We start from the raw sequence: 14368 nt of genomic DNA on the forward strand, positions 1-14368 counted from the left end.
ACGGCGATAAGCTCGACGTGTGGCAGGCATCGAACCCGAAGAACAGCTCAAGGAGCTCGGCTCGACCCTCGCCGGCATCGAGCAGGTGCTGGACCTCGACGGCATGCGGCGCGACATCGCCGAGCTGCGCGAGCAGTCGGCCGACCCTGACCTGTGGAACGACCAGGAGCGCGCCCAGTCCGTGACGCGCCGCCTGTCGTACCTCGAAGCCGAGCTTGGCAGGGTCGAGGGCCTTCGCCAGCGGCACGAGGACGTGGTCACGCTCTACGAGATGGCCGCGGAGATGGACGACGAGGACACCCGCAAGGAGGCCGGCGACGAGCTGGCCGCGCTCGACAAGGCCGTCCAGCAGCTCGAGGTCCGGACCCTCATGTCGGGCGAGTACGACGCCCGCGAGGCGCTCGTCACCATCAACGCCCAGGCGGGCGGGGTCGACGCGGCCGACTGGGCCGAGCAGCTGCAGCGGATGTACCTGCGCTGGGCCGAGCGCCACGGCTACCCGACCGAGGTCTACGAGACGTCCTACGCCGAAGAGGCCGGGATCAAGTCGACCACGTTCACGGTCAAGGCCCCCTACGCCTACGGCACGCTGCGCGGTGAGCACGGCACGCACCGGCTGGTGCGCATCTCGCCGTTCGACAACCAGGGCCGCCGCCAGACGTCGTTCGCCGGCCTGGACGTGGTCCCGGTCGTCGAGCAGAGCGACCACGTCGAGATCGACGAGAGCGACCTGCGGATCGACGTCTACCGGTCCTCCGGGCCCGGCGGGCAGGGCGTCAACACCACCGACTCGGCGGTGCGGATCACCCACCTCCCGACCGGCATCGTCGTCTCCTGCCAGAACGAGCGCAGCCAGCTCCAGAACAAGGCCACCGCGATGAACGTGCTGCAGGCCAAGCTGCTGGAGCGCAAGCGCCAGGAAGAGGCGGAGAAGATGTCCGCCCTGCGTGGCGAGGGCACCAGCAGCTGGGGCACGCAGATCCGCAACTACGTGCTGCATCCGTACCAGATCGTCAAGGACCTGCGCACCGGCGTGGAGGCCGGCAACCCGACCTCGGTGCTGGACGGCGACATCGACGACTTCATCGAGGCCGAGATCCGCTGGATGCGCCAGCAGGAGACGGCGGGCTCCTAACCGCCCGTGCGAGAGTCGTCCCGCGCCCGTTCCGCGCCTGCGAGCACGACCTGGCACACATTCCGGATTCGCTGCGTGACCTTGCGGTCACCCTGCGATGATGAAAGCGATCGCACCACCACCCTTCTTCCATGGGATCCACCATGTCCGTGCGCGACCTCGTCCTCCCGCCGCCTGTACGCTGGTACGCCGCGCGGCGGAGCGAGGCGTACTCCCCGCCCAGGCGGGGCAGGGTCCCAGTGACCGGTGATCTTGTCGGCCCGGCCGCCAGAGCCGCCTCGGCGGCGGCTTCCTGATCTCCGTCGGGTGCCGGAGCGGTCCCGCTTCTTCCTGACCGCTGCAGTGGGACCGCTCCGGCACCCTTCGGACCTTCACCGTCTTCTACACTGACGCGGCATAGTTCCGAATCGTCCGCCGAGGTGGGAAGTGCTCCGACTGCTGGCCCTGGTGCTCGCCGGGGGCGCGCTCGCCACGGCCTGCTCCGCCAAGTCGGAGATCCCGGCGGCCCGGGTCGAGCCCGGCGACAAGCCCATGGTCACCGCGGCCGAGGCCGACAGGATCCTCAGGGACTGGACGGCCCGGCACAACAAGGCGGTCACGTCCGGGGACGAGCGGCTCTGGCGGGCCGCGGTCACCGGCGGCCTGGCGGCCCCGGTCAGCGCCCGGGTCCGCACGTACGGGCGGCTCCCCGCCTCGACGCGCATCACCCTGCTCAACCCGGTCCTGTACGTGCCGAGACAGACCGGTGACGCCAAGTGGTTCGCGGTCGCCGCCCTCCAGCGGTCGGGCGGCAAGGAACAGCAGATCCTCGCGCTCTTCGTCCGTCCCGCCGCCAACGACCCGTGGCGGGCCGCCCACTGGCTGACGTTCAAGGGCAAACCACCCGAACTGGCGTACGACGCGCAGGGTTACGCCATCCCGGCGCCCGACCGCGGCCTGCCCGCCGCCCACGCGGCCTTCCTGACCTCCGGCGACCGGTCGGCGTTCACCCCCGACGCCTACACCCTCCGGGCCCGCACCGCCTCGTACGGCGACTGGAAAGCCGGCGCCGGCCGCATCGCGCCCGGCCCCGGCACCTCCTGGGCCCTCCGCACCAAGGACGGCGGCTCGCTGGTCTGGTACGGCCTCACCCAGCAGCGCAGGCTCACCGGCGGAACCGAGCGGTCGCTGCCCACCGACGTCCGCAACTACCTGACCAGGGCCAAGAGAAACCCCGGCCGCACCGTCGAGGCCGGCTGGCAATGGCTGGCCATCGGCTACGCCCCCGCAACCGGCAAAGGCACCGTCCTCGGCGAATCAGTCTCCCTCACAACCGCCCGCTGACTGTGTTCATGGCTTTCGCGGCCTCAGCCCCTCGCCTGGAGGCTCGGACCTGAACCGCAAAAGCGGCGAGCGCGACATCGCTTCGCGATCTCTCGTGAAGCTTCGCCTTCGGCTGGCTTCACGACCCGTTAGCGCGCTCGCGTGCGGGCTGGGCCTGTTGAGCTGCCGCGCGAAGGCCAGGGTTGGCAGGTACGTGCTCGTCAGTGGGTGAGGGGATAACACACTGCCCCCGCGCCTGATGGCTCGGGGGCAGCTGTTGATTACGCTTCGGTGCTTGGGAGGGCGCTGGCGGTTACCAAGGTGCGGATGGCGCCTAGGGCTACCGACAGGGTGGCCAGGTCGAAGCTGTCGCTCTCCCAGATTTCGGAGAGGGTCTGCTGGGCGCGGAGGACGGCGGTCTGGTTCTTCTGGACCCAGTTGGCGAGGCGCTCCTCGGGCTGGGCGCCGGGCATGCTGGCGACCAGGACGTCGCGGGTGAGGGCCGCGTGCGCCGCGTACAGGTCGTCGCGGAGCGCGGAACGCGCCATCGAGCGCCAGCGGTCGTCGCGCGGGAGCGCGATGATGCGCTCGCGCAGGCGGCTGAGCTGGAGCCGGTCGGCCAGGTCGAAGTAGACCTCGGCCACCTCCTCCACCGCGCGCCCGGTCTCGTGCGCGACGCTGACCAGGTCGAACGTGGAGTAGGCGGGCACCATCATCGCGGCCCGCTCGGCCAGCTCGTCCGGCACGCCGCGTTCGGCGAAACCGTCGCGGCGCTGCTCGAAGCCCTGCAGGTCGAGACCGGCGAGCAGCTTGGGCAGCTGGGCGCCGAGGGTGTAGGCCCCGGCGGCGAAGAAGTCGATCGAGTCGCGGATGTCGAACGGGGGCCGCCGGTTGTGCAGCAGCCAGCGGGCGCCGCGCTCGGTGAGCTTGCGCGCCTCCAGCAGCATCGCGATCTGGGTCGACTCGTCCACCTGGTAGGACAGGGCCTCGACCGACTGCCAGAACCGCGGCATGTCGAAGACCTCGCGGGCGACCAGGTAGGCGCGCGCCACGTCCTGCGGTGAGGCGCCGGTCTCCTCGTTCATGCGGAACATGAACGTGATGCCGCTGTTGTTGACCACGTCGTTCACCACGGTGGTGGTGATGATCTCGCGGCGCAGCGGGTGCCGGTCCATGTAGTCGCGGAACCGGTCGCGCAGCGGGGTCGGGAAGTAGTCGACCAGCCAGGACCGCAGGTACGGGTCGTCGGGCAGGTCGGAGGCGACCAGGTCCTCGTCGAGGGTGAGCTTGGAGTAGGCCAGCAGCACCGAGAACTCGGGCCCGGTCAGCCCGCGGCCGGACTGGCGGCGTTCGGCCAGCGCCTTGTCGGCGGGCAGGAACTCCAGCCGTCGTTTGAGCCGTCCGGCCCGTTCCAGCTTGCGCATGTAGCGGGCGTGGACGTGCAGCATCGCGGGCGCCTGGGCGCGGGCGCCGGCGAGGGTCACGTTCTGCGCGTAGTTGTCGTTGAGCACGAGGTCGCCGACCTCGTCGGTCATCTCGTACAGCAGGTTGTCGCGCTGCTTGCCGGTCAGCTCTCCGTCGCGGACGACCTGGTCCAGCAGGATCTTGATGTTGACCTCGTGGTCGGAGGTGTCGACCCCGGCCGAGTTGTCGATGAAGTCGGTGTTGACCAGGCCGCCGGCGCGGGCGTACTCGATGCGGCCGAGCTGGGTGACGCCCAGGTTGCCGCCCTCGCCGATCACCTTGCAGCGCAGCTCGGCGCCGTCCACCCGGACCGGGTCGTTGGCCTTGTCGCCGACCTCGGCGTTGTTCTCCGCCGCGGCCTTGACGTAGGTGCCGATGCCGCCGTTCCAGAGCAGGTCGACGGGCGCGAGGAGCGCGGCGTGGATCAGCTCGAACGGGGTCATCGCCATGACGTCGCCGGCGATGCCGAGGGCCGCCCGGATCTCCGGCGTCAGCTTGATCGACTTCTGCGTGCGCGGGAAGATCCCCCCGCCGCGCGACAGCAGCTGGGTGTTGTAGTCGCCCCACGAGCTGCGCGGCAGCGCGAACATGCGCTCGCGCTCCCGGAACGACACCGCCGGGTCGGGGTCGGGGTCGATGAAGATGTGCCGGTGGTCGAACGCGGCGACCAGCTTGATGTGCTCGCTGAGGAGCATCCCGTTGCCGAAGACGTCCCCGGACATGTCGCCGATGCCGACGACCGTGAAGTCCTCGTTCTGGATGTCCTTGCCGAGGGAGCGGAAGTGGTACTTCACCGACTCCCAGGCACCGCGCGCGGTGATCCCCATCGCCTTGTGGTCGTAGCCGACCGAGCCGCCGGAGGCGAACGCGTCGCCGAGCCAGAAGCCGTACGAGGCGGCCACCTCGTTGGCGATGTCGGAGAACGTCGCGGTGCCCTTGTCGGCGGCGACCACCAGGTAGGTGTCGTCGCCGTCGTGCCGGACGACGTTGGGCGGCGGCACGACCTTGCCGTCGACCAGGTTGTCGGTGACGTCGAGCAGGCCGGAGATGAAGTCCTTGTAGCAGGCGATGCCCGCCTGCATGAACGTCTCGCGGTCGGCACCCGGATCGGGCAGCTGCTTGCCGACGAAACCGCCCTTGGCGCCGGCGGGGACGATGACGGTGTTCTTGACGGCCTGCGCCTTGGCCAGGCCGAGGATCTCGGTGCGGAAGTCCTCCCGCCGGTCGGACCAGCGCAGACCGCCGCGGGCCACGGCGCCGAACCGCAGGTGCACGCCCTCGACCTTCGGCGAGTACACGAAGATCTCGTACTTGGGCCGGGGCAGCGGCAGGTCCGGAATGCGCTCGGGGTCGAACTTCAGCGACAGGTAGGGCTTGCGCTGGTAGTGGTTGGTGCGCAGCGTCGCCATGATCATCGACAGGTAGGCGCGCAGGATGCGGTCCTCGTCGAGGCTGGCGACCTCGTCGAGCTTGCCGCCCAGCTCCTCGGCGATGCCAGCGCTGCGCTCCTCCTCGCCGCCCGCCAGCGCCGGGTCGAGCCGGCTCTCCCAGAGCCGGATCAGCAGCCGGGTGATCGAGGCGTTGCCGAGCAGCACCTGCTCGATGTAGCGCTTGCTGAACGTGGTGCCCGTCTGGCGCAGGTAGAGCGCGTACGCGCGCAGCACCATCGCCTGCCGCCAGTTGAGGCCGACGTGGAGCACCAGGGCGTTGAAGCCGTCGTTCTCGATGTCGCCCCGCCAGAGCGCGCTGAACGCGTCCTGGAACAGGCCCTTGATGTCGTCCTCGGCCACGCCCGCCGGCGGCTTGTAGCGCAGGCCCAGGTCATAGATCCAGTAGGACCGGCCCGGCTCGCTCGTCTTGATCTCGTACGGGCGCTCGTCGACGACCTCGACGCCCATGTTGGTCAGCAGCGGCAGCACGCGCGACAGCGAGATCGGCGGGCCCAGCCGGTAGATCTTGAGGCGGCGCTCGCCCGGCTCGGCGCTGAACGGCTCGTACAGGTTGATGCACGTCTCGCCGTCGGCGGTGAGCTCCTCCAGCCGCTTGAGGTCGGCGACCGCCGTGCGCGCCGGGAAGTCGGCCTTGTAGCCCTCGGGGAAGGCGTCGCCGTAGCGGCGGGCCAGGGCGCCCGAACGCTCCTCGCCGCACTGCTCGACGATCGCGTCGGCCAGGTCGTCCTCCCACGAACGGGTCGCGGCGGCGAGCCGGGCCTCCAGTTCGTCGGCGTCGACGTCCGGGAGGGGACGGCCGCGCTCGCCGCGCACCACCACGTGCAGCCTGGCGAGCATCGACTCCGTCACGTTCGCGCTGTAGTCGACGCTCACGCCGTCGAACGCCCGGCGCAGTATCTCCTGGATGCGCAGCCGCACCTTGGTGGTGTAGCGGTCGCGCGGCAGGTAGACCATGCACGACATGTAACGGCCGTACATGTCCTTGCGCAGGAACAGCTTGAGCTGGCGGCGCTCGCGCAGCCGGAGCACGCCCAGCGCTATGGGCAGCAGATCGTCGACGGAGATCTGGAAGAGCTCGTCGCGCGGGTAGCTCTCCAGTATCTCGATGATGTCCTGGCCGTCGTAGCTGTCGGGGGTGAACCCGGCGAGCTCCAGGACCTCTTCGAGCTTGCGCTTGAGCACCGGGACGTGCGCGATCGACTCGCTGTAGGCCACGTGCGTGAACAGGCCGAGGAACCGGCGCTCGCCGACGACCTCGCCGCCGTCGTCGAACTTCTTCACCCCGATGTAGTCGAGGTAGAGCGGACGGTGCACCGTCGACCGCGAGTTGGCCTTGGTGAGGACCAGCAGGTGCTTCTCGGTGGCCTTCTCCCGCACCTCGGGCGGCAGCGCGGCGAAGCTGTCGGACTCGCGCTTGTCACTGCGCAGGATGCCGAGGCCCGTGCCCGGCTCGGGACGCAGGACCGTGCCGTTCTCGGTCAGCGTGTAGTCGCGGTAGCCCAGGAACGTGAAATGCCCGTCGGACAGCCAGTCGAGCAGCTCGACGCCCTCGGCGAGCTCCTTCTCGGGCAGCGGCGGCTCGGTGTCGCGGATCTCCAGCGCGATCTCGCCGGCCCGGGAGCGCATCTTCGGCTCGTCCTCGACCGCGACCCGCACGTCCTGCAGCACCCGCAGCAGATCCTGCTCGACCTGCTCCAGCCGGGCGCGGTCGCTCGTGCGGTCGACCTCGATGTGGATCCACGACTCGTCGATGTCGGTGTCGCTGTCGAGCTTGCCGCGGAAGGCCTTCATATGGCCCGCCACGTCGCGGTCGACGCCCAGCAACGGGTGGACGATCAGATGGGCCGTCAGCTCGTGCCGGGTCAGCTCCATCGTCACGCTGTCGACGAGGAACGGCATGTCGTCGGTCACGACCTGGACGACCGTGTGGCCGGGGTCCCAGCCGAACTCCTCAAGTGTGGGCGTGAAGACCCTGACCTTGGCACGTCCCTGCGGACGCTCCTCGCCCAGCACCCGGTGCGCCATCGCGGGGCCGCAGATGTCGGCCGGGTCGCGGGAGAGCAGGTCCTCGGGGGCGACGTGCCGGTAGTACAACCGGAGGTACGCGACCGCCTCCTCGAGGTCGCCGCCACGGGCGCCGGTCCCCTGTGCCCATGTCTCCGCCGCCCGCCGGAGCAGGTCGTCCTTCGCCTGATCGAGCTTGCCGCCCATCAATACTCCCCTAGAGACCCTTCGCCACCTCTTTGTGGCGCCGCTCACTGCGTCAGCGTAGCCAGGAATCGCCGCAAAGCCGACCGGCGGGGGCCGCGACCCGGTCGCGGCGTCGCCTACCGGCCGGCCAGCCGGCCGGTGCGCGATTCCGCTGCTGATTTTCCCTGCTCGACGCCCCCGCCGTCGGCTTCTTCGCCCAGAAAGATCAGTTCAGTGTCCGGGGCCGGATCATGGTGCCCGCGGCCGTCCCCGTCGTCTTCCCGCCGGTGTCGCCCGGGTCGGCCGACGGGGTGGTGGGCGGCGTCGTCGGCGGAGTGGTCGGCGGCGTCGTCGGCGGGGTGGTGGGGGGCGTCGTGGGAGGCGTGGTCGGCGGGGTGGTGGGGGGCGTCGTCGGCGGCGTGGTCGGCGTCGACGACGGGGAACGGGTCGGCGACGGGTCGGTGGTGCGCGTCGACTGCTGCGGGCGCGGCACCGTGCGGGTCGGCGACTCGTCCGGAGTGCCGGAGTCGGCGGGCATGTCGGCCGGGATGTTCTCGGCGGGGTTGCTCGCCGGGTTGGCCGGGCTCTCACCGCCGCCGAGCGCGAGGGCGATCGAGGTGACCGCCACGGCGATCAGGACGGCCGCGACGGCGCACAGCGCGGCGGCCTTGGCGGGCACCCTGCGCAAACCCTGCGGGCTCCGGCGCTTGGCCGTGGCCGCCACACCACCGGGAGCGCCCGGGACGGTCCGCTCGCCGAAGGCCGCCGCGTTGTCCGCGATGAACTCGGCGGGAGTGGGCAGGCGCTCCGGGAGCCGTTCCGGCACGGGCTCCGGCCGAGGCGCCGGCGTGTACTCCGCCTCGGCCCCCTCGGGCTCGTCCTCGATGATCTGTACGGCCTGGGTCTCGGCGGGCTCGTCCGCCACCGTGGCGGCCTCGCCGTCGTCCGCTCGTCCGGTCGCCGGCTGCCCGTCATCGTCGCCGAGCTCGGCGGCCAGGACGCTGCCCACGGCCAGGATCGCGGTGCCGTCATCCTCCTCGACGGCGGGATCCGCGACGATCGGGGTGGGGCCGGTGATCTCCTCATGGCCGAGCAGCCGCATCAGCACGTGGCGCGCCTGCGGGCGGGCGGCCGGGTCCTTGCTGAGGCAGTCGCTCACCAGGTCGCGCAGCGGCCCTTCCAGGGGTCCCAGCCGGGGCTCCTGGTGCAGGATCCGGTTGATCACGGCGGGGATGGTGTCCTGGCCGAACGGGGCCTCGCCGGTCGCCGCGAACACCAGAGTGGCCGCCCAGCAGAACACGTCCGCGGCGGTGCCGATCTCGTCGCCCTGGAGCTGCTCGGGCGCCATGTACGAGGGGGTGCCGATGACCTTGCTGGTCAGCGTGGTGGAGCCGCTGATGGCCCGGGCCACACCGAAGTCGATCACGCGCGGGCCGTCGGGGCCGATCAGCACGTTGTGCGGCTTGAAGTCACGGTGAATGATCTTCGCCTGGTGGATCGCGGACAGCGCGGTCGCGGTGCCGACGGCCAGGCGTTCGAGGGCGGCGCCGCCGAGCGGGCCCTCCCGGGTCACCAGCTGGTTGAGCGAGGGGCCCGGCACGTACTCGCTGACGATGTAGGGACGCTCGCCGTCCGCGTCGGCGTCGATGACCTGCGCGGTGCAGAACGGCGCGACCCGCTTGGCGACCGACAGCTCGCGCAGGAATCGGGCGCGCGCCTTGTCGTCGGAGGTGAGCTCGGCGTGGAGGAGCTTGATGGCGACGCGTTTGCCGTCGTCCGCCGCGCCCAGGAAGACGGTGCCCTGACCACCCTCACCGACGCGGCCTATCAGGGCGTACGACCCCAGTCGCTCCGGATCCCCGGATCGCAGCGCCCCAACCTCCATGCGTGGAACAGCCCCTCTCTGATCTGGTCGGACCAACCGGGCCGCGCGCCGAAACGGCGCAGACCGACCTCCCGCTTGTGGGACGCCCCAAACCCAGGAAAAGTTGACCCGGCTCAGCGACCCTACGGTGTGATCTGCCCGGGCCGCTCCCTCTCCGGTCACATTTGACGCGGACGGCCAGCCTAGTCCCGTACACCCCTTCCGCGATACCGGCACGAAGCATCCAAAACACGCGAATCCGCAGGCAGGAGCGCGGTTTTTCGCGAATTTCATGAGTGTGTTTCGGCCGCGCCGGGTAGATCGCCGCCTGACGATCTTCGTTGTGAGGAGGGTTAGACAGGCATGTCCATTCCGTTAAAGACCGCCTGTTGCGCGACCACGGTCGCGCTCGCAATGGCCCCGGGCATCGCCGAGGCGGCCGAGCACTCAGACAAGATCCCGGCTCCGGTCGCGCCCGGCGGGGTCCACCCCGCCCTGGCCGCCGACCAGGTCGGCGCCGTCGAGGCGTCCAGCCGGCTGACACTATCCAACCAGGTCGCCGAGGCACGGGCCACTACCGAGCTCGGCGTGGCCCGGGCATCGAGCCAGGCGCGCATCCCGGCGCGAAAGCAGCGGGTTCCGAAGCGGGAGCAGGCCGCCGAGGCCGCCGGCCGGCCGATGGGCGGACGGCAAGGCGGCACACGCCTCGGCAAAGCCGAGCTCCTGGCGTCGATGCAACAGGCCGTCCGCGCGAAGCGGGCGCGGATGGAGGCCCAATGGCAACAGCGGGCGAACCGCGCCGTCAGGTTCGCGCTCGACCAGCGTGGCCGTCCCTACGTCTACGGCGACACCGGCCGCCGCGGCTTCGACTGTTCCGGTCTCGTCCAGCAGGCGTGGCGCCGCGCGGGAGTGTCCGTGCCGCGCGTGGCCGCCGCCCAGTACCAGAGGATCCGCAACCGGGTCGCGCGCAACAAACTGCGGCCCGGAGACCTGGTCTTCTTCCACGGGCTCGGCCACGTCGGCCTCTATCTCGGCAAGTCGCGGTTCATCCACGCGCCGCGCACCGGCCGCCGGATCAGCGTCGAGCGGCTGAGCGGCCACTACCGCGCGAGCTACGTCGGGGCCGTGCGTCCCGCGTGGAAGCCGCTGCCGGCCATCCCGGAAAGGATCCACTGAACAACGCCGGACGTGCGCCGGACCGGGCCGGCGCACGTTCGGCACAATGACCGCATGACCACTCTCGACGGGCGCCGCGTCCACACCCGCGCCGACCTCATGGAGGCGTACGGCCTCGGCCGCAGCACCCTGGAGAAGTGGTATCGGGAACGCGCCTCCAACGGCCACCCCGAACCCGCCGGAACGATCGGCTCCCAGCTCGCCTGGGACGCCGAGGACTGGGACCGCTGGTACGCGTCCCGCGGCGACGGTGTGCCTCCAGGCCTCGTCACGCGCGACGACCTGATCGCCAAGCACGGCTTCTCCCGCCATACCCTCAAGAAGCTCTGGACCGACCGCGCCGGCAACGGCCATCCCGAGCCCGCCCACCGTGCCGGCAAGGCCCTCTACTGGAACGAGTCCGAGTGGCTCGCCTGGTACGAGTCGTACGCCGCCCAGAGCCCGGCCGAGGATCCCGACGACCTGGTCACCCTCGCCGAGGCGGCCCGCATCCTGGGCCTGGCCCAGTCGAGCGCCACCGTCTACGCCAAACGCCCGCCCGCCGGCTGGCCTCAACCCGCCGAAGAACAGCCCTTGGCAGGCGGCCGGGTCCGCCGCCTCTACCGCCGCCGCGACATAGAGACCTACGGCGCAACCAAGGACCGCACCCCCTAGAGCCCTATGCGGTATCCGATTGGGTACTTGTAGTAATCGCGGCAGGGTAAGCGGGTTGTGGGCCGGGTAGGGCTGGGTCATGAAGATCTCTGCGTTGATGCTGGTTGCGGCGGTCTCGGTCGGGGCAGGCGCATGCGGGAGCGAACCCGAGGCCATGTCGGTGGCGCCCGTCCCGGAATCGGCCGTCGCGCTGGCCGGGCGCCTAGAACCGGCGGCGAGGACGGCGCTGAAGACCGTGCCGGGCGGCACGCTGACCTCCATCGAGACGGAGGGGCCCGGCTGGGAGGTCCAGGTCGTGACCGCCGACGGCACCGAGCATGAGCTGATGGTCAGCGCCAACGGGGACCGGGCCGTCCGGAACGACGTCAAGCGGGAAGGCCCGGCCGGCAAGGACGAGCACCGCAAGCGCGTCAAGGCCGCCAAGCTGGACTATCGCGCCGCCGCCAACCAGATGCACTCGGCGGTGCCCAACTCCTCCATCGCCGAACTCAATCTGGACACCTACCGTGGCACCACCGTCTGGGAAGGCGATCTGGAGGACTCCGGCGGCGCCAAACGCGAAGTGAAGATCGACGCCGCGTCCGGCAAGGTGCTGATCAGCTGAAGACCATGCGGTGCCCGCGTGCGGTGTCCATGTACTCGCGGACGCGATGGATCAGCCCCTCCCGCAGTTCGAAGACGAAGCAGTAGTCGTTGGCGTAGGTGTTCCCGCTTGCCAGCGTCGCGGTCATCGTCTCCTCCACGACCACGCGGTCACCGTCCGCGTAGACGCCGTGGAAGGTGATCGTGACGTCTCGTGCGAAGAGCCGGGGGAAGTCCTCGGCGATGAACGCGGCGATCGCCCTCTTGCCGACCATGTGATCGGGAACGCCCAGCGCCACAGCGGTCGCGTTGCCCGGTGGGGCCAGCCACTCGGCGTCCTCGGTGAAGAAGGCCGCGATCTGGTCGGCGTCGTGGCCGGCGAAGACCCGCCACGCGTTCTGGACGACGTCCCGGTTCTCTTGAGTCACATCGGTGACGCTAGGCAGGCCGGTGTTGTGAGGCTGGCGGAAATGCGACCTCACCCGTCCAACGGGGTGTAGTGGCGGAGAACGTCGGGGTTGGCCATGGAGTCGGGATTGGCCGCTTGGTCGACGGGGGTGCCCAGGAGGATCTTGCGGACGGGGACTTCGAGCTTCTTGCCGGAGAGGGTGCGCGGGATGCCGGGAACCTCGTGGATCTCGTCCGGGACGTGGCGCGGGGAGAGGGCCGAGCGGAGGGACGACCTGAGACGGCCGACCAGGTCGTCGGTCAGGGTCGCGTTCTCGGCGAGCTGGACGTAGAGGAGCAGGCGGCCCTCCTGGCCCAGCCGGCCGGTGTCGATGACCAGGCTGTCGGCGATCTCGTCGAAGGCCTCGACGACCCGGTAGAAGTCGGAGGTCCCCATGCGGATGCCGCCGCGGTTGAGGGTGGAGTCGGAACGGCCGTAGATGACGCAGGAGCCGTCGTCGAGGATTTTGATCCAGTCGCCGTGGCGCCAGATGCCCGGGTACATGTCGAAATAGGACTCGCTGTAGCGCGCCTTGTCCGGGTCGTTCCAGAAGAAGACGGGCATGGACGGCATGGGCTCGGTGAGGACGAGTTCGCCGACCTCGTTGAGAACGGCCTTGCCGTCGTCTCCGTAGGCCTCGACCTTGGCGCCCAGGCCGCGGCACTGGATGACACCGGCGCGGAGGGGCTGGAGTACGGAGGGCCCGACGAAGCCCGTGCAGATGTCGGTGCCGCCCGAGAACGAGCCCAGGAGGAGGTCCTTGCCGATCGCCTCGTAGACCCAGGTGAAGCCTTCGGGCGGGAGGGGGGAGCCGGTGGAGCCGATGCCTCGCAGGGCTGACAGGTCGAGAGTCTTGCCCGGCTCCTCGCCTGCCTTGAGCGACGCCATGATGTACGGCGCGCCCACGCCGAAGTACGTGACGTTGGTGTCGGCCGCCAGCTTCCAGAGGTCGTTGGGCGCGCCGTCGTACATGACGATGCTGGAGCCCACGAGCAGGCCGCCGATGAGGTAGTTCCACATCATCCAGCCGGTCGTGGTGAACCAGAAGAACACGTCGCCGTGGCCGAGGTCCTGGTGGAACGAGAGCGCCTTCAGGTGCTCCAGGACGACTCCGCCGTGGCCATGGACGATCGGCTTGGGGAGGCCGGTCGTGCCCGAGGAGTAGACCACCCAGAGCGGGTGGTCGAACGGGACGTCCTCGAAGGCGAGGGGATGGCCGTCGCGGGGCAGGTCGCTGTAGGCGACGCCCACGCGCAGGTCGTCGGGCGACGAGGCCGGGTCGAGGTAAGGGATGAGGACGGTCGCGGCGAGGGTCGGGAGCTGGTCCTCGATCTCGCGGACGGTGTCGAGGCGGTTGAAGAGCTTGCCGTTGTAGGCGTAGCCGTCGACGGCGATGAGGACCTTGGGCTCGATCTGCGCGAAGCGGTCGATGACGCTGGACGAGCCGAAGTCCGGGGAGCAGGACGACCAGATGGCGCCGAGCGACGCGGTGGCCAGGAAACAGATCAGCGCCTCGGGGATGTTGGGCAGGTACGCCGCGACCCGGTCGCCCTTGCCGACGCCCAGCTCCGCCAGCCCGGCCCGTACCTCCGCCACGTGCAGCGCCAGCTCGCGGTAGCTCAGGATGCGGTGGCCGCCCGCCTCGGAGCGGAAGACGACGGCGGTCTCGTCGGGGGTCTCGTCGGCGCGGCGGAGGGCGTTGGCGGCGTAGTTGACGGTGGCCCCGTCGAACCAGCGCAGCCCGTCCACCGGCATGCGGCCCTCGGAGCGGACCGGGCCGTCGCCGCGGTGGCCCACCACCTTGAAGTAGTCCCAGATCGAGTCCCAGAACGCGTCGACCTCGGTGACCGACCAGCGCCAGAGCTCGTCGTACGTCTCGGCGAGAATTCCGCGATCCCACAGCCAGTGCAGGTAGTGCGTCACCTTCGCGTTGGCGACCACTTCTTCGGACGGCTCCCAGAGCGGAGCTCCCTCGGGGGTCAGCTCGTCTCGCGACATTGGACCGGCCTCCTCATTCGTTCCCGCGCCGCGGGGTTTCCCCAGCATCAGGCCAGCATGCACGCCGCTGCAACCCGGCTCGAAACCGGGGTCGGCGAAGCCGA

Annotated in this window: 9 protein-coding genes; 5 read left to right on the forward strand and 4 right to left on the reverse strand. The window is 70.3% G+C overall.

The window, feature by feature from the left end:
* Positions 1–19: 19 nt before the first annotated feature.
* The gene (prfB, locus tag ACGFNU_RS24565; protein ID WP_392597109.1) at positions 20–1135 is read left to right on the forward strand and encodes a peptide chain release factor 2; all 1116 of its coding nucleotides are present in this window, start codon (positions 20–22) and stop codon (positions 1133–1135) included.
* A 426-nt stretch (positions 1136–1561) separates the two neighbouring features.
* Entirely contained in the window at positions 1562–2458 is an 897-nt protein-coding gene (locus ACGFNU_RS24570; protein WP_392597111.1) for a hypothetical protein, read from the forward strand.
* Positions 2459–2718: 260 nt separating this feature from the next.
* Here the strand turns inward: ACGFNU_RS24570 and ACGFNU_RS24575 are convergent, their stop codons facing one another.
* Both ACGFNU_RS24575 and ACGFNU_RS24580 read right to left on the reverse strand, forming a co-directional pair.
* The gene (locus ACGFNU_RS24575; RefSeq protein ID WP_392597112.1) at positions 2719–7563 is read right to left on the reverse strand and encodes an NAD-glutamate dehydrogenase; all 4845 of its coding nucleotides are present in this window, start codon (positions 7561–7563) and stop codon (positions 2719–2721) included.
* Between the two features lie 205 nt (positions 7564–7768).
* The gene (locus ACGFNU_RS24580; RefSeq protein WP_392597114.1) at positions 7769–9427 is read right to left on the reverse strand and encodes a serine/threonine-protein kinase; all 1659 of its coding nucleotides are present in this window, start codon (positions 9425–9427) and stop codon (positions 7769–7771) included.
* Between the two features lie 342 nt (positions 9428–9769).
* Here ACGFNU_RS24580 and ACGFNU_RS24585 point away from each other — a divergent pair, with 342 nt between their 5' ends.
* The 3 genes from ACGFNU_RS24585 (at position 9770) to ACGFNU_RS24595 (ending at position 11840) form a co-directional block, all read left to right on the forward strand.
* Positions 9770–10582: a C40 family peptidase gene (locus ACGFNU_RS24585; RefSeq protein WP_392597116.1), complete on the forward strand. Its 813-nt coding sequence runs from the start codon at positions 9770–9772 to the stop codon at positions 10580–10582.
* Positions 10583–10636: 54 nt separating this feature from the next.
* Positions 10637–11236, forward strand: a complete 600-nt coding sequence (locus ACGFNU_RS24590) for a hypothetical protein (protein ID WP_392597117.1) — start codon at positions 10637–10639, stop codon at positions 11234–11236.
* A 79-nt stretch (positions 11237–11315) separates the two neighbouring features.
* Positions 11316–11840, forward strand: a complete 525-nt coding sequence (locus ACGFNU_RS24595) for a PepSY domain-containing protein (RefSeq protein WP_392597119.1) — start codon at positions 11316–11318, stop codon at positions 11838–11840.
* On the opposite strand, the gene ACGFNU_RS24600 is transcribed toward ACGFNU_RS24595, so the two are convergent.
* Complete coding sequence (locus ACGFNU_RS24600; protein ID WP_392597120.1) at positions 11833–12246, reverse strand: nuclear transport factor 2 family protein; 414 nt, start codon at positions 12244–12246, stop codon at positions 11833–11835. The genes ACGFNU_RS24595 and ACGFNU_RS24600 overlap by 8 nt on opposite strands.
* Before the next feature lie 50 nt (positions 12247–12296).
* Positions 12297–14264: an acetoacetate--CoA ligase gene (locus tag ACGFNU_RS24605; protein WP_392597122.1), complete on the reverse strand. Its 1968-nt coding sequence runs from the start codon at positions 14262–14264 to the stop codon at positions 12297–12299.
* Positions 14265–14368 lie beyond the last annotated feature (104 nt).

The organism is Spirillospora sp. NPDC048911, from assembly GCF_043198015.1.
Lineage (GTDB): Bacteria > Actinomycetota > Actinomycetes > Streptosporangiales > Streptosporangiaceae > Spirillospora.

Coding starts and splice junctions, on each gene's coding strand:
- ACGFNU_RS24575 (WP_392597112.1), bottom strand. CDS start 7,563: ATGGGCGGCAAGCTCGATCAGGCGAAGGACGACCTGCTCCGGCGGGCG.
- ACGFNU_RS24605 (WP_392597122.1), bottom strand. CDS start 14,264: ATGTCGCGAGACGAGCTGACCCCCGAGGGAGCTCCGCTCTGGGAGCCG.
- ACGFNU_RS24595 (WP_392597119.1), top strand. CDS start 11,316: ATGAAGATCTCTGCGTTGATGCTGGTTGCGGCGGTCTCGGTCGGGGCA.
- ACGFNU_RS24585 (WP_392597116.1), top strand. CDS start 9,770: ATGTCCATTCCGTTAAAGACCGCCTGTTGCGCGACCACGGTCGCGCTC.
- ACGFNU_RS24590 (WP_392597117.1), top strand. CDS start 10,637: ATGACCACTCTCGACGGGCGCCGCGTCCACACCCGCGCCGACCTCATG.
- ACGFNU_RS24580 (WP_392597114.1), bottom strand. CDS start 9,427: ATGGAGGTTGGGGCGCTGCGATCCGGGGATCCGGAGCGACTGGGGTCG.